This window comes from Afipia sp. GW821-FHT14H12, from assembly GCF_058803465.1.
The window spans coordinates 630100-644922 of sequence record NZ_JBXAOZ010000001.1 but is presented as its reverse complement, the minus strand read 5'-3'; the positions used below and the strand labels follow the sequence as shown (position 1 = coordinate 644922).

Genomic DNA, 14823 nt, shown 5'->3' with positions numbered 1-14823 from the left:
TTTGCCGGACTGTGTATGCCGCCGGAATCCTGCGAGAATTGCCATCGGTTTCGTAGCTCGACTGGCTTCAGTTCCCAAATCCGCTTTCCACCGATCGGCGCAATGTGATAGTATCCAGAAATTCGATCTGCTATTTCTGAATTGTGAAAAGCTGGACGCACCAAGGGTTGTCGAGGCTGAAAGCGCCCTACCTTCGAAGGGCGACGTTGCTTTTGCTTGCCCTGACGTATCTGTTCGTCGGCTTGGGCCATGTAGCTTATTGCACCGAGGGAGCAATCGCTGCGACGGTGGCCTCGGAGATAGGTGCGGTATCCAGCAACGGCTCGGATAATGGTGATTCAACGAAGGCGCCCGTCCTTGCGGAACACTGCCCTATTTGTACACCAGTCGTGATGCCGACGTCCGTGCCCGTGGCCTCTCCAATGGAGCAACCGGTCAAGATCGCCTTCGTTGCGCCTCGACGCTTGCTCGAGGGTCCTCCCAAGCTCGATACGCCTCCCCCCAAGTCCCTGACCTGAAGACCGTCATCGCGCGCGGCATTCCGCGCGTCGTCTTTACGCGTTTCAGGTTGAGCTTATGGATCGATTCAGGGTGGCACTGCGCACGTTGTGCGTATTGCTTGCATTCACAATTTCAGCGCAGGCGGCGGAGCGGTCGCGACCGATTTCGTTGCCGCAAGCCTTGCAACGTGCATTGGCGGCGAATCCGCGCCTCACCGCTGCCGAGCGGGACGTTGGCATCGCCGGCGGGTTGCGGGTTCAGTCCGGCGTCTTGCCTAATCCGGAAGCCTCGTTCGAACTCGACAATGCACTCGGTTCAGGTCCGTACAAGGGAACGCGTTCGGCCGAAACCAATCTGCAACTCAGTCAGTTGGTCGAACTCGGCGGCAAGCGCGAAGCCCGCATTGCCGCGGGCGAGGCTGGCGTTGGCTCCGCGGTGTGGCAGCGGCGGGCGACACGGCTGGAGGTGTTGTCCGAGACCGCGATTGCCTTCATTACCGTCATCAGTGCACAACGCCGGATCGAAATCTTCGACGAGCAGATTGCGAGCTTCGATCAGCTGATTCCGCAACTGCAGAAACGCGTCGAGGAAGGCGCATCGTCGCCCGCGGAAACGGAACGCGCCCAGGTAGCGGCCGATCTGTTCCGGGTCGAGCGGGAGCGCGCCAAGACCCAATTGGCGACGGCCCGGCGCGATCTCTCCATCCTGATGGGTGAAAGCACGCCCCATTTCGGCAAGGCGATCGGTCGACTGGGCCTCATCGGACAGCCGCCCTCATTTCGGTCGGTCGTCCAAGCCATCGAAGCCAATCCGCAGTTGATGCGCTGGACCGCCGTGACCGCTCAGCGCAACGCCGAACTGTTGATCGCGCGTCTGAAAGTGATCCCGGACGTCCGCCTGTCCGCAGGATGGCGTCACTTTCAGGACACCAATGACAACGCCGTGCGGCTGGGAGTTTCGATTCCTCTGCCCATTTTCGACCAGAACAGAGGCAACATCATCGCGGCCCAGGAAACCCTCGCCAAGACGACAGCCGAGCGTTCCATCAACAAACTGGTTCTCATCAGCATCGCCGGGCGAGCCTACGACTCGATCAACGGGGCGCTGGCGGAAATCAAATTGCTGCGCTCCTCGGTCATTCCGAAAGCCCGTAGTGCTGCGGCAACCATCCAGAGTGGATATGCGCAGGGCCGCTTCACCCTGCTTGAGCTGCTCGACGTGAAGGGCTCAGTCCTTCAAGCGCTGCTGCGCGAGCAGGAAGCGCTGCAAAACTTCCATATCGCCGTTGCGACCATCGAAGGTCTCGTCGGCAACCCGTTCTCGCTTACCCATCAGAGTTCAAGATGATCAAGGCATTCGCCCGCTACTTCGTATTTCTTCTGGTTGCCGCCGGGCTCATTTACAGCGGATACCGGATGTTGAAGCCCTCCACGCCGAAGCCGACGCCGACCGAAACCAGTGAAGGTGAGCACTCCGATAGCGTCGTCCTCAGCGACGCCAAGGTCGAAGCATCGGGGATCGAGCTTGCAAAGGCGTCGTCCGGTGTGTTGCGCAACAGCATGTTCTTGAATGGCATCGTGCAACCCAACCAGGAATTGCTGGTGCAGGTGACGCCGCGATTTCCGGGAATCGTTCGCGATGTGCGCAAGCGGATCGGCGACAAGGTCCAGAAGGGCGACGTTCTCGCGGTCATCGAGAGCAATCAAAGCCTGACACTTTACGAATTAAAGGCATCGCTCGCAGGGACCGTGATCGACCGCCAGATCACCTTGGGTGAGTACGCCTCCGAGCAGAAGCCGGCGTTCGTCGTTGCGGACCTGTCGACGGTGTGGGTCGATTTTTCGGTTTATCGGCGGGACCTGAACCGGGTCAGTGTCGGCGACGAAGTTCTGATCGACACCGCCGATGGCGGAGCGCCGATCGAGGCCAAGGTTTCCTATCTGTCGCCGGTCGGCAGCAGCGATACGCAGAGCGCCATCGCCCGGGCTGTGGTCTCGAACACCGAACAGCGATTGCGTCCGGGTCTTTTCGTCACCGGGCGGCTGACGCTGTCGGCGAAGAAGGTCGGCGTCGCAGTGAAGTCGTCGGCGCTTCAAACGGTCGAGAACCGCACGGTGGTGTTCGTGCGTAACGGCGACAAGTTCGAGGCGCGCAAGGTCGAAGTCGGCCAACGAGACCCACATCTCGTCGAGATCACATCCGGTGTCTTCGATGGCGACGTCTACGCGGCGCAGAACAGCTTCATCGTGAAGGCGGAAATGACCAAGGGAGCGGGCGGCGATGAGCACTGACAACGGTATGATTTTGATCACAGCATTGATCAGGCCGTATATGGAAAGCCACGTCGTTCGCGCGCTTCACGATCTGGCGGAATTCCCCGGCTTCACCTTCGATGAGGTTCGCGGTCAGGGTCGGGGGCGAGGACAGGGCGGCACGTACGTCGTGAGCGACGAGGATATCACCTATCACCAGTATCTTGAGTTGAGGTTGGTGTGCTCGGCAGATCAGGCCGACGAGATCTGCCGCCGGATCGAAGCGGCAGCCTGGACAGGGCGAAAGGGCGACGGCGTCGTCTACACAGTGCCAGTCAACACCTTCGCCCGGATTAGGGAAGCGGGAGCAAAGGAGCACCGCCATGATTGACGCGATCCTTTCATTTTCCATTCGGCAGCGGTGGCTGGTGATGATCGGCGTCGTGCTGATGGCTGCGTTCGGCGCATGGAATTTCACCCGGCTCCCGATCGACGCTGTTCCGGACATCACCAACGTTCAGGTCCAGATCAACAGCAGTGCGCCCGGCTATTCGCCGCTCGAAGTCGAACAGCGGATCACGTTTCCGATCGAGATCGCCATGGGCGGGCTGCCGCATCTCGAGAGTGCTCGCTCGCAGTCCCGCTACGGCCTGAGCCAGGTGACCGTCATTTTCAAGGACGGCACCGATATCTATTTCGCACGCCAGCTGGTCAATGAACGAATTCAGCAGGCCAAGGACCAGCTTCCCGTAGGGGTCGAAACCGCGATGGGCCCGATCTCGACCGGTCTCGGCGAGATATATCTGTTCACGGTGGAGGCGAAGCCGGACGCGCGAAAGGCCGGAGGCGGGGAGTATACCCCGAGTGACCTGCGGACCATCCAGGACTGGATCATCAAGCCGCAATTGCGCAACGTGCCGGGCGTCATCGAAGTCAACACCATCGGCGGTTTCGAACGGCAGTTTCAGGTCTTGCCGGACCCGGCGCAGTTGATGGCTTACAAGCTCAACTTCCGCGATGTGATGACGGCGCTGGCCGCCAACAACGCCAACGTCGGCGCCGGCTACATCGAGCGCAACGGCGAGCAGTACTTGGTCCGTACGCCCGGTCAGGTGGCCAACGTCGAGGAAATCAAGGAGATCGTCATCGGGTCGCATAATGGTGTGCCCATCCGGATCTCCGACGTCGCCGACGTCACCGAAGGCAAGGATCTGCGCACGGGCGCGGCAACCATTAACGGCAAGGAAACGGTGCTCGGCACCGCCATGCTATTGATCGGCGAAAACAGCCGCGCCGTGGCGCAAAGCGTGGCCGCCAAGCTCAAGGAGATCGGCAAGTCATTGCCGGACGGCGTGGTCGCTCATACGGTCTACGACCGTACGCACCTCGTCGAGGCGACGGTCGCGACCGTCGAAAAGAACCTCGTCGAAGGCGCTTTGCTGGTGATCGTGATCCTGTTCCTGATCCTCGGGAACTTCAAAGCGGCGATCGCCACGGCCTGCGTCATACCGCTCGCCATGCTGTTCACCATCACGGGCATGGTGGAGAACAAGGTCAGCGCTAATCTGATGAGTCTTGGTGCGATCGATTTCGGCATCATCATCGACGGCGCAGTCATCATCGTCGAGAACTGCTTGAGATTGCTCGCAGCGGAGCAACACCGCTTGGGTCGTCTGCTCAATCGCGAAGAGCGGTTCGAGACCATTCTCGCAGGCTCGCGCGAAGTCATCGGCCCCAGTCTGTTCGGAACGCTGATCATTGCCGTGGTCTATCTGCCGATCCTGACCCTCACCGGGGTGGAAGGAAAGATGTTTACGCCGATGGCGCTGACCGTGCTGATGGCACTGACCGGCGCCGCCATCCTGTCGATGACGTTTGTGCCCGCTGCCGTGGCTTTGTTGGTGACCGGCAAGGTGTCGGAGCACGAGAACTGGTTCATGCGCGGCGCGCGCCACCTTTATACGCCGCTCCTGAACGCATCGATCCGCAACCGGTTCAGCGTCGCGATAATCGCCGCGCTGTTTGTTGCGGTCTGTGGTATCGCAGCCACCCGCATGGGCTTTGAGTTCATCCCGAGCCTCGACGAGGGCGATGTCGCGCTGCAAGCTATCCGGATTCCGGGAACGAGCCTGACGCAATCGCTCGAAATGGAAGCAATGCTTGAAAAGCGCTTGCTCAAGATCCCCGAGGTCAAAGAGATGTTTGCGCGAACCGGAACGGCGGAAGTCGCGACTGACCTGATGCCGCCCTCCACCTCGGACGCCTACGTCATGCTGAAGCCGCGGAAGGAATGGCCCGACCCGAAAAAAACGAAAGCCACCGTCGTTTCCGAGATCCAGGAAGCCGCCGAAGAAATCCCCGGCAACGTCTACGAAATATCGCAACCAATCGAACAGCGTTTCAACGAACTGATTTCCGGCGTCCGCAGCGACGTCGGGGTCAAGATTTTCGGGGACGACCTCGACGTTCTGGTCCAATCCGCCGCGAAGGTGCAGGCAGTGCTGCAGAACGTGCAGGGTGCCGCCGACGTCAAAACCGAACAGGCGTCCGGGTTGCCGGTGCTGACCGTCAAGCTCAACCGCCAAGCCTTGTCGCGTTACGGCATCAGCGTCGGTGACGTCCAGAACCTCGTCGAGATTGCGGTCGGCGGCAAGAAGTCAGGCCAGGTCTTCGAGGGCGACCGCCGGTTCGATATTGTGGTTCGCCTTCCGGAACATCTGCGCTCGGACATCGAGGCGATCAAGGCGCTTCCGGTGCCCCTGCCACCGCTCGACAATCAAACCAAGGCCACGCCCGCGGTATGGAACAACTCTGCGCTCGCCCAGATCCGCTACGTGCCGCTTTCTGAACTCGCCCAAATCGATGTGGCGCCCGGACCGAACCAGATCAGCCGCGAACAGGGGAAGCGTCGCATCGTCGTCACGACCAACGTGCGTGGGCGCGATCTCGGCTCTTTCGTCGCTGACGCGGAGCAGCAGATAGCGGCCAAGGTCAAGCTACCCGCCGGGTACTGGATCGGATGGGGCGGCCAGTTCGAACAGCTTGTCTCGGCGACAAAACGGCTGACCATCGTGGTTCCGATCGCACTTTTGCTGATCTTCTTGCTGCTGTTCATGAGCCTGGGCTCGATGGCGGATGCCTTGCTTGTGTTCAGTGGGGTCCCGCTGGCCCTCACAGGCGGCATTATCGCGTTGTTGTTGCGCGGCATTCCGCTGTCGATCAGCGCTGGGATCGGTTTCATCGCACTGTCCGGCGTGGCGGTGCTCAATGGTTTGGTGATCGTCACCTTTATTGAGCGGTTGCGTCAGGAAGGTCGTCGATTGATTGAGGCTGTGCACGAGGGCGCTCTCACCCGGTTGCGTCCGGTGCTGATGACTGCGCTCGTTGCGTCGCTTGGCTTTGTCCCAATGGCAATCGCGACCGGAGCTGGCGCGGAAGTTCAGCGGCCGCTGGCGACGGTGGTCATCGGTGGCATCATCTCGTCCACCATCCTGACCCTACTGGTGCTCCCAGCGCTCTACATCCTGTTCCGACGCGAGGATCTTGAGGACGGAACGATGGTGCAACCGCACGCCGCGAATGGAGAAATGGCATGAGGCGCATTGCGAGTGGTTGTTGGGGTTCGTCGCTCTTGGCGTCGACGTTTCCCGCCATTGAACGACGACATCAATCGATCCGAAAGGACATGACATGAATATCGCCACAGGTGCTGAGAAAGTCCGCTTCCGCGTAGAGGGAATGGACTGCGCCTCCTGCGCCACAAAGATCGAAACCGCGCTGCGGCGGGTACCTGGCGTCACCGATGTTGCCATCTCCGTGACTGGCGGCACCGTGACCGTTAGTCGCGACGACGATCGCGTAGACGACGACAAGCTCAGTGCTCGCATTTCGGATCTCGGCTATCGCGTGGAACTCGTCGACAGTGGTGGTCTCCGTCACGACGATCAGGGCATTTCTCCGCGGCAAGAAAATCCGCACGCTCACAGCCACGCTTCGGTCGATGGCACCTGGTGGCGCACCCGAAAAGGTTTACTCACCTTAGTGTCCGGTGTCGCACTGGCCGTCGCATTTGGGTTCGGCAAAATTGCCCCTGATACCGAGCGTTGGGCGTTCCTGCTGGCGATGCTGGTGGGTCTCGTACCTATTGCGCGCCGAGCGCTCTCTGCGGCGCGTTCCGGAACGCCTTTTTCGATCGAGATGTTGATGTCGATCGCCGCAGTAGGTGCCGTCATCATCGGGGCGACAGAAGAGGCGGCGACCGTCGTATTCCTGTTCCTGATTGGTGAACTTCTGGAAGGCGTCGCGGCCAACAGCGCTCGCGCCAGCATCCGAGATCTCACAAAACTCGTTCCGAAGACGGCGCGCCTCGAACAAGAGGGTCATGTCCGGGAGGTGCAGGCCGACAATCTCGCGGTCGGAGCGACAATCCAGATCAGGCCCGGCGACCGCATTCCGGCGGATGGTGTCATCCTGTCCGGACACAGCGCGATCGACGAAGCCCCGGTGACGGGCGAAAGCACGCCGGTGCGGAAGGGGCCGGACGCACTCGTCTTTGCCGGAACCGTGAACGGCGATAGCCTGCTGCGGGTGCGGGTAACCGCCGCCGCAGCAGACAACACGATTGCGCGGGTCATTCGCCTCGTTGAGGAGGCGCAGGAATCGAAAGCGCCCACGGAACGCTTCATCGACCGGTTCTCACGCTTCTATACGCCAGGCGTGGTGGCGGTTGCTGGGTTGGTTGCCATCGGCCCTCCTTTGTTGATCAGCGGGGATTGGAGCGGTTGGATATACAAGGGCCTGGCTATCTTGTTGATTGGCTGTCCTTGCGCGCTTGTCATCTCGACGCCAGCTGCGATCGCTGCAAGCCTCGCCGCCGGAGCGCGCCGCGGCCTCCTTATGAAGGGTGGCGCGGTTCTGGAGCAGGTCGGCAAGATCACGGTGGCATGTTTCGACAAGACCGGAACATTGACGGTGGGGAAACCTCAGGTCACCGACGTGATCGGTTTTGCCCGCAACGAAGCTGACGTGATCCGCTTAGCGGCCGCGCTGGAGTCCGGATCAAGCCACCCGCTGGCTACGGCGATTTTGGCGAAGGCAGCAGAACAGCATATTTCGCTGCCACCGACCTCCGACTCGAAAGCGATCGGCGGGAAAGGCATTCTGGCGACGGTCGAGAGGCGGCTGGTATTTCTTGGGTCACCCAAGGCCGTCGCGGAACTCTCGCCCCTTACGTCCGACCAGGACGCAGCTATCGCGGCCCTGAACGACGAGGGAAAAACAGTTTCGCTTGTCGCCGTGGACGGGAAGATTGCTGGTGCGATAGCGATGCGCGACGAGCCTCGTCCGGATGCAAAGGTCGGGCTCAAGCTTCTGACGGATGCGGGAATCCGCACGCTGATGCTGACCGGTGACAATCGGCGAACCGCGAACGCGATCGGCAAACAGTTGGGAATCGACGTAGAAGCGGAGCTTCTACCCGAGGATAAGCAACGGATCGTCGGCCAGTTTCAAAAGGTCGGTTGGTCGGTCGCCAAGATTGGCGACGGCATCAACGACGCGCCGGCGCTGGCGGCGGCCGACGTCGGCATTGCGATGGGCGGCGGTACCGACGTGGCATTGGAAACTGCGGATGCCGCCGTGCTGCACGCTCGCGTTGCCGATGTGGCCGCCATGGTCGACCTGTCGAAGCGGACCATGGTCAACATCCGGCAGAACGTTGCCATAGCGCTCGGTCTAAAGGCCGTTTTCCTCGTCACCACAATTATCGGTCTGACCGGATTATGGCCTGCCATTCTAGCCGATACCGGAGCGACCGTCCTCGTTACCATGAACGCACTTCGCCTGCTCAAGCAGGGAAAGACCTGACGAAAAAACTGCACGACGGAGGAGGCCGAAATGGGAACCGATCAGTATCACGAACCAGCAGAAGAGCTGTCGCAAGAGATACGAACATTCGCTCGTAGGATTGCCTCGCTCATCGAAGAGGCGGTTTAAGCACTTCGGTATGAATCTCGAATTCTTGCTCCGCTGCAAGGCCGAATGGCGAGTAACCCTCCAAAGCATCCTCTTTAAGGAGGGCGACATTGTTGAGCATGATGAGCAAGCAGAGAAAAAAGCCGACTGACGGAGGCGCAACGTGGAGAAAAAAAGGGAAACGCTACGCACGCGGGTTCTGAAGAACGGCAGCATTTCCTTCGGAGGCGCCGCGATCTCCTGCATGGTTCGCAACATCAATGCGACCGGCGCCCTGTTGGAAGTTGAAAGTCCGCTCGGAATTCCGGAACGATTTATTCTTGTGGTGCCAATGGACCAAATTTCCCGGCCGTGCCGTACTATCTGGAAGTCCGAACGCCGCCTCGGCGTAAGGTTCGAATGTCCGCGCGATGCAGGTGAAGCCCTATCAGGCAAGGTGCTGCGATGCGAGGATTGATGCCGACGATAAGCGCGCTGCTGCTTGCTGGGTCATTATCCGCGACCTCGACGGTTTATGCGGGAGGCGGTTTTGCATCTGAAAATCTGCTTGCGGCCGAGCACATTGAAGCCCTGCCTCCGGAGATCCAACGCAAATTGTCGGCGCGCGCGAGGGAATGCGGAAACAAAGCGGCGGCGGCACACTACTTCTCGGTCACCATCGGAGCGAACGGGGAGCAATTCCTCTCGCTTCATTTTGAGGAGTTTTCCTGCCGCATGCGAACAACGCTCTGCCAAGGTGATTTGTGCCTTCACGAGGTATACCTCAGGTCAAGAGGAAAGCACCGGCTCGTCTTCAGCGTCCATGCGCGCGATCTGAAGATGGTCAAGGTTGATGGTGCCATCGGCCTGGAAGTCACCGGGGGATCGGCACGCGGTCGATACCAATGGAGCGGCGGACGTTTCGCAAAGGTGTCAACAAGGGAAGAATGACAGACGGATGGTGCCATCGATCATAAAAACACCTTCGGTTCAAGATTCCGCGTTCTGAGATGTTATCTGTCGGATGCCGTGCAAAGTACGTCCTCTGGTATCTGAAGCCCAGCACCTGCAAAATCGCTGATGATGCCCCAGCGTTCGACTTGTCAGTTGGGATCGAAGGTCCGTGTTCGAGCAGGCCGGCGCCGCCTGGTTCAATCCTTCTTGCGCCAAAAAACCGTGCTGTAGTTGTCCAAGAAACCGGAGCTTCCGACCTTCGCCTGGAAGGTCTCAGGGATATTGCCGGTTTCGCCGCCCTGCCTGAAATAGTCCCTGACGGAATAGAGCGCGCCTTGCATAAGACGCTCCCACGTATCGGACAGTCGCTTTTGCACTTCCTGCTGTTGTTTGGCGGCGTTCGGCTTTCGTTTCGGACGCGGCTGGCTGTAATCCGGGGTTAGGTCCACGTCGTGAATGAACGTAATGCTGCCGTGGGTCCATTCGTCATCGACGGTCTTGCGCCACCGGTAGCTCACCCTGGCACTTAACCGTTTGCCGAAGCTATAAGGCGGGGCGAACTCACCTCGGACATGGAAGTATTGTTCGTCTTTCTTTTCCTCTTCAACTCGACGCTGCATAGATTGGACAGCGAAGACTAGATCTCGCCTTACGCTCTCCAGATAATTGTCGGTTTCAGTCCGCTTCCGGGGCGATCTGGCTTCGCGATGCTTCAACAACGCCTGCTGGAAGCTATGAAATCGCGTAGCGATATAGGTACCGCAACCTGTGAGATGCAGAGAGTGCAGATTCCCAGACCGCTCTTCCTGAATTGCCTGGTCGAGTAATTCGTCCAGCTTGCGAGTATCGATGGCGGCGATGGCAGTTCGTTGATCGTCTGGCAGGTTGATTTCCATATCGGGTCTCAGCGCGCGTCGCTCGCCGGTCTTGGCATGGGATCGACAGCATACGATGTTGGGAATCCTCCGTGTGGAGGCTACCCTGGGACATTAAGGTGCCATAACGGAAAAGGTCTGCGCGCTCAAGCTGCGCTTGACTACCCTTCTCGCTGCCCTTCGCAAACGAACCCTCATGTCATAGTCAGCGAAATGAACCCCTTCGGCGAGGTAGAACGGCGAGGAGTTGCGTAGCCTGACTATCTCCCGATCGCGGCTGATCAGCTTAGAGGCAAGCTCCTCGGCGGGTAGCGCAAGTAGATCCTGCCATTCGCGCACAAACCGCCAATCGGCGAACTGAGCCGCTTGGCGGGCATGAGCAACTTTAGCCTTGTCTATGATGGATGGGTCGTGACGGAGCCTCCGCACGATCAGCCGATGCATCATCAGCTTCGCGGTGTCGCCAACCACTCCCTCGTTCAATCCATCACTCATTTCGCCTACCATTCTCGGCGCTCCGGACGGATATCGTCTCGTCGCGCCTCCAGACCACTGAGGCGGGGATCCCGCAAGATCCACGATACCACAAATGCGGGGGGGCTTTTTGCAGCCAACGCCACCTGATTGGTTAATTCGCCAGCCAGGAGATCGGCTGCCGCCCTCACCAGCCGCTCCAACCGGATCCGAAATGAAAAGCCCAACCGTCGCTGGCGGGGCTTTTATGGTTCAGTCTGGAGGACCTGCTTTGCCACCCATTAGCGGACGAACTTGTAGTGGACCAACTTTGTCCGCCGCATGCGGCGACGGGCATAAGACGCCCCCTATAGCTGCGCTAACTCGCTGAAATGGCGACCGCTAAGTTAGAAGTCTGGCGCACAAACATCGCTGCCCAGTTCAAATAACGTCCTCTACGCGTGACAATCCTAAGCCATCGATTTCTTGAGGCCGGCGTCAAAACGCCCATCTCTACGCGGGATCGAATGAGGTACTTGCACTTTGAAAAAGTATTTCTGACCGTTGCGCTCAAAATGCACGACGAATGGCTCCTCGTCGGGAAACTTTCCCGCGTATTACGCCATCGACGTATCTGGAAGGCCCAATCGGGCACAATATGCGACAAGACTGGGTTGATCGTCTGGAATTCCGAAGAACTCCTGGTCGGTGGGACTTCCATTCCACAGTCGAGGTGCCGCGGCGACGCTGGTGCGGTTATTGTAGAGTTGCTGCAGATTGCCACTTCTGGAGATTTTCAGTGCTGGATCTGGCACGAAAAGGATCCGGGTGCCGACCTTCGGCGGCGTGACGTCGATCAGCTTGCCTTCGAGGGTTTCCCAGACGCTGTGGAAGTCCGCGACGATGACATCGACATCATTTTCATGGAAATTCCAGAGCGCCCATCCGTGAACACGTCGACCTCCGCGATGGAGCACGATGTGTTTGGCAGAGACGTGGCAGAAGTCGGCAGCATAGCCGTCGTCGAGTTCTTGATAGTTAAGATAGATAGGATTGCTAAGTTTCCAAAGGCGCAAGAATTCCAGCACTTCAGGATGGTTTGCTGTTTCTGGCAATGTCTGCATAATTGATCCTTGTAAAGCTTCGACAGCGGACCACACGTTCCTTGTCATCTATCCCCACAAACGATGCGGAGTGCTAAACCCACCGTATAACTAGAGCCCGTGCTTCTTTTGCCATTCTTCGATTTGAACGATCATATTCGATAGACTGTGCTTGCGATAACGCTCGTCGATACGCTCGTCATCCTGGAAACGACGTAGGATGTCGACGAGATCAACACCGAGCTCCTGCTTGGCGACTTTGCCAAAATTGTCCGAACGGATATAGCCAAACACTTCGGAGAGACAGCTTTTGGCTTCTTTCCAATCGCCGTCATCGAGCGCGTCTGCGATATAGACATGAACGATCGCCATCGCGGCATGCAACTGCGCCCAGGTGAAAGCATCCCGACGATGAAGCATCGGATGCATCATGTTGGCGATCCGGCTTTTCAGGCAGAGAACGGGATGAAGCACCGGGATTTGCGCACGGCACTCTTTTCCATCGACCTCCGCAACAGCTTCGATGACGGCGACACCGTTTTTAAGCTCGCGACGAGTGACCCCAAGTACACCGTTGAGGAAATCGATCTGCACCGGCTTGCCGTTAATGGTCGCCCTTACGATGGCAGAACTAGGAGTATTCATGTCGTCGAAGGTAGCGGCTCTGATGACTTTGCCGCCGATGGCAGCCGCTAGGCTTTCCGCTGCTTTTGCCGAACCAAAGTAGTCGATATCGCGACTCGTGAGCGGTTGATCAAGTTGGAGGGCTGGATCACGATCCCGATAATACCATGCCCATAGATTGGTCGCTTGTCCGCCGATGAGGAAGGTTGAATCGTCGACAGTGAGCTTGGAGGCTATCTGGATGACTTCGGATGCGCCGAAGCGAGGTTGATCATCTTCGTCAGTCATCGATCCTTATGCGGGCGCGGCGAACGATGAGGCGCGCCTTGGACCGATCCAGGACGGAAAAGAAGCCGTTGGCGTCACGAAGATCGGAGGCTTTGATTTCTCCGCGCGCAAGGCGCGCTTCATCGTTCCGGCGGGAGAGTTCTTTCTCCTGACGGCGATCTTCGTAATGGAAGCCAGCTTCGATACCCATTGGATCGACCTTTCCTGACGACTGTAATGTCGCCCGCATCCTTTCAATGTCAAGTTAACGTGTCGGTTCGAATTTAGCTGCCCGATTGGCAAACTAAAATAGTCATTCAAGATATTGGAATAAACTTGTTATCTTAAGACTTACAATGGCTTATGGCAATGAATTCAAATTTGGCAACAGCTTGCTGCCAAATTTGGTTCCGCTAACCTGCGCCCTTCGATAGAACGTTGCCCCGATTTTCCTGGGATTCAGCGCCGGCTTCACGCCGGCGTCCTGAAGCTCTTTCTTGACCACCATGAAATGCCGCCCCCGCGATGCCGCGATGGTGGCCCCGTGAATGGCTGGAAAATGTCGTGCCTAACACGCGAAAAATAATGTTCTTGGACCATCGGGCTATCCGGAATGTGCAATTCCTATGGAACTCGCACGGAATAGGCTGGCGGATGTTTCAACACTTCGGTGTTAAAGCTGATGAAACTGTTGAAACTAGCCAATCTATCTACTAAATGAGGTTCCAACAGTTCCGTCTAAAACGAACCAAGATTGTTGAAACCATGGTATTTCAAGAGCTTAATAACGATCAGCGCCGGGAAACCGTGAATACGCGCCAGCGGTACACGGCGTTCCGAGAGGCGCGTGAGCAGGCGGACGCCAACCGCGGTTCGCTCGTTTGGGCGGAGACAAAGGGGCATGAATACCTTGTGCGCAGCTATTACGACAAAGCTGGGTTACGTAAGCAGATGTCCTTGGGAGCGCGGTCGCCCGAAACCGAGAAGCTCAAGTCGGATTATGAGCGTCGACGGACGGATGCTGACGCCCGCCTGAAGGAAATCCGAGACGTATTGACGAGGCAGGCCGCGATAAATCGGGCCATTGGGTTGGCTCGCGTACCCCTCATTGGCGCGAGGATTATCAGGGCGATCGATGCGTCCGGAATGCTCGGTGCAGGCATCCGGGTCCTCGGAACGAACGCCCTGTACGCCTACGAGGCTGCAGCCGGCGTCCATATCGATCCTGGCTTGGCAACGACCGAGGACATTGATCTCCTGTTTGATTCCAGGGGCGGGCTGACTTTCGTGGCGAACGACGATGTCTCCGACTCGTCGCTGCTGCAGATCATTAAAAAGGTTGATCACAGTTTTCAGCGATCGACCCAGACATTCAGGGCCGTCAACCGTGATGGCTATCTGGTCGACCTCATTAAACCGATGCGGAATCCTCCCTGGAAGGACGAGCCGGAAATGGTTGGATCGGATCCGGACGACCTCACAGCGATCCAGATTGAAGGGCTGGCTTGGCTTGAGAGCGCCCCACAATTCGAAGCCATCGCTACTGACGAAAGAGGAGAGCCTCTTCGGATTGTGGCGCCGGATCCCCGTGTCTGGGCGGCCCACAAGCTTTGGCTCTCTAAACGTGACGACCGCGAGCCGATTAAGCGCCGCCGCGACGAAGCACAGGCCCGCGCGGTCGGAACCCTCGTGTCGGAGTTTCTGCCGAATCTTCCGTTCGAGCAGGACCAGTTACGGATGCTGCCGAAGAAGCTGTTTGAAGAGGCTGCGCCACTATTCGTTTCCCAATCGGCAGTTCTAACGCCTTAGCAAACCCTGGGCGAGCCCGCCCCAAAACTGCAT

General features: G+C 58.4%; 14 protein-coding genes and 1 pseudogene. 9 read left to right on the top strand and 6 right to left on the bottom strand.

Translation table 11 applies throughout. The features are described from left to right. The first annotated feature begins 576 nt into the window (after window positions 1-576). The 8 genes and pseudogenes from ihpA to AC1RNA_RS03165 all read left to right on the top strand — a co-directional run bounded on the left by ihpA (window position 577) and on the right by AC1RNA_RS03165 (window position 9656). A complete protein-coding gene (ihpA, locus tag AC1RNA_RS03200; protein WP_492950223.1) occupies window positions 577-1848 on the top strand; it encodes a divalent metal ion exporter subunit IhpA in 1272 nt (423 codons plus the stop codon). Further along, window positions 1845-2792, top strand: coding sequence for a divalent metal ion exporter adaptor subunit IhpB (gene ihpB, locus AC1RNA_RS03195; RefSeq protein WP_492950222.1), 948 nt, complete (start codon window positions 1845-1847; stop codon window positions 2790-2792). The genes ihpA and ihpB overlap by 4 nt, the downstream gene beginning before the upstream one ends. Continuing rightward, window positions 2782-3144 (top strand): P-II family nitrogen regulator, encoded by a 363-nt coding sequence (locus tag AC1RNA_RS03190; protein ID WP_492950221.1) that lies wholly within the window; start codon window positions 2782-2784, stop codon window positions 3142-3144. Before ihpB ends, AC1RNA_RS03190 begins: the two co-directional genes overlap by 11 nt. Beyond that, window positions 3137-6349, top strand: coding sequence for an efflux RND transporter permease subunit (locus AC1RNA_RS03185; RefSeq protein ID WP_492950220.1), 3213 nt, complete (start codon window positions 3137-3139; stop codon window positions 6347-6349). Before AC1RNA_RS03190 ends, AC1RNA_RS03185 begins: the two co-directional genes overlap by 8 nt. Before the next feature lie 94 nt (window positions 6350-6443). Next, window positions 6444-8618: a heavy metal translocating P-type ATPase gene (locus tag AC1RNA_RS03180; protein WP_492950219.1), complete on the top strand. Its 2175-nt coding sequence runs from the start codon at window positions 6444-6446 to the stop codon at window positions 8616-8618. 30 nt (window positions 8619-8648) lie between these two features. Beyond that, window positions 8649-8877 (top strand): annotated as a pseudogene (locus AC1RNA_RS03175) (ferritin family protein). A gap of 12 nt (window positions 8878-8889) precedes the next feature. Continuing rightward, window positions 8890-9183, top strand: a complete 294-nt coding sequence (locus AC1RNA_RS03170; RefSeq protein WP_492950218.1) for a PilZ domain-containing protein — start codon at window positions 8890-8892, stop codon at window positions 9181-9183. Next, a complete protein-coding gene (locus AC1RNA_RS03165) occupies window positions 9171-9656 on the top strand; it encodes a hypothetical protein (protein ID WP_492950217.1) in 486 nt (161 codons plus the stop codon). Before AC1RNA_RS03170 ends, AC1RNA_RS03165 begins: the two co-directional genes overlap by 13 nt. A 200-nt stretch (window positions 9657-9856) precedes the next feature. Here the strand turns inward: AC1RNA_RS03165 and AC1RNA_RS03160 are convergent, their stop codons facing one another. From AC1RNA_RS03160 to AC1RNA_RS03135, 6 genes are all read right to left on the bottom strand, one after another. Next, entirely contained in the window at window positions 9857-10555 is a 699-nt protein-coding gene (locus AC1RNA_RS03160; protein WP_492950216.1) for a hypothetical protein, read from the bottom strand. A gap of 93 nt (window positions 10556-10648) precedes the next feature. Next, on the bottom strand, window positions 10649-11029 hold the full coding sequence (locus AC1RNA_RS03155) for a hypothetical protein (protein ID WP_492950215.1): 381 nt from the start codon (window positions 11027-11029) through the stop codon (window positions 10649-10651). Between the two features lie 575 nt (window positions 11030-11604). Next, window positions 11605-12111: a hypothetical protein gene (locus AC1RNA_RS03150; RefSeq protein ID WP_492950214.1), complete on the bottom strand. Its 507-nt coding sequence runs from the start codon at window positions 12109-12111 to the stop codon at window positions 11605-11607. Between the two features lie 90 nt (window positions 12112-12201). Then, window positions 12202-13002 carry a hypothetical protein gene (locus AC1RNA_RS03145; protein WP_492950213.1) on the bottom strand — a complete coding sequence of 267 codons (801 nt, stop codon included), beginning with the start codon at window positions 13000-13002 and terminating at the stop codon, window positions 12202-12204. Further along, entirely contained in the window at window positions 12995-13192 is a 198-nt protein-coding gene (locus AC1RNA_RS03140; protein WP_492950212.1) for a hypothetical protein, read from the bottom strand. Before AC1RNA_RS03140 ends, AC1RNA_RS03145 begins: the two co-directional genes overlap by 8 nt. 150 nt (window positions 13193-13342) lie before the next feature. Further along, a complete protein-coding gene (locus AC1RNA_RS03135; RefSeq protein WP_492950211.1) occupies window positions 13343-13489 on the bottom strand; it encodes a hypothetical protein in 147 nt (48 codons plus the stop codon). Between the two features lie 257 nt (window positions 13490-13746). On the opposite strand from AC1RNA_RS03135, the gene AC1RNA_RS03130 reads away from it, so the two are divergent. Beyond that, window positions 13747-14790, top strand: coding sequence for a GSU2403 family nucleotidyltransferase fold protein (locus AC1RNA_RS03130; RefSeq protein WP_492950210.1), 1044 nt, complete (start codon window positions 13747-13749; stop codon window positions 14788-14790). The last annotated feature ends 33 nt before the right edge of the window (window positions 14791-14823 follow it).

Coding starts and splice junctions, on each gene's coding strand:
- ihpA (WP_492950223.1), top strand. CDS start 577: ATGGATCGATTCAGGGTGGCACTGCGCACGTTGTGCGTATTGCTTGCA.
- ihpB (WP_492950222.1), top strand. CDS start 1,845: ATGATCAAGGCATTCGCCCGCTACTTCGTATTTCTTCTGGTTGCCGCC.
- AC1RNA_RS03190 (WP_492950221.1), top strand. CDS start 2,782: ATGAGCACTGACAACGGTATGATTTTGATCACAGCATTGATCAGGCCG.
- AC1RNA_RS03185 (WP_492950220.1), top strand. CDS start 3,137: ATGATTGACGCGATCCTTTCATTTTCCATTCGGCAGCGGTGGCTGGTG.
- AC1RNA_RS03180 (WP_492950219.1), top strand. CDS start 6,444: ATGAATATCGCCACAGGTGCTGAGAAAGTCCGCTTCCGCGTAGAGGGA.
- AC1RNA_RS03165 (WP_492950217.1), top strand. CDS start 9,171: ATGCGAGGATTGATGCCGACGATAAGCGCGCTGCTGCTTGCTGGGTCA.
- AC1RNA_RS03160 (WP_492950216.1), bottom strand. CDS start 10,555: ATGGAAATCAACCTGCCAGACGATCAACGAACTGCCATCGCCGCCATC.
- AC1RNA_RS03155 (WP_492950215.1), bottom strand. CDS start 11,029: ATGAGTGATGGATTGAACGAGGGAGTGGTTGGCGACACCGCGAAGCTG.
- AC1RNA_RS03150 (WP_492950214.1), bottom strand. CDS start 12,111: ATGCAGACATTGCCAGAAACAGCAAACCATCCTGAAGTGCTGGAATTC.
- AC1RNA_RS03145 (WP_492950213.1), bottom strand. CDS start 13,002: ATGACTGACGAAGATGATCAACCTCGCTTCGGCGCATCCGAAGTCATC.
- AC1RNA_RS03140 (WP_492950212.1), bottom strand. CDS start 13,192: ATGGGTATCGAAGCTGGCTTCCATTACGAAGATCGCCGTCAGGAGAAA.
- AC1RNA_RS03135 (WP_492950211.1), bottom strand. CDS start 13,489: ATGGTGGTCAAGAAAGAGCTTCAGGACGCCGGCGTGAAGCCGGCGCTG.
- AC1RNA_RS03130 (WP_492950210.1), top strand. CDS start 13,747: ATGGTATTTCAAGAGCTTAATAACGATCAGCGCCGGGAAACCGTGAAT.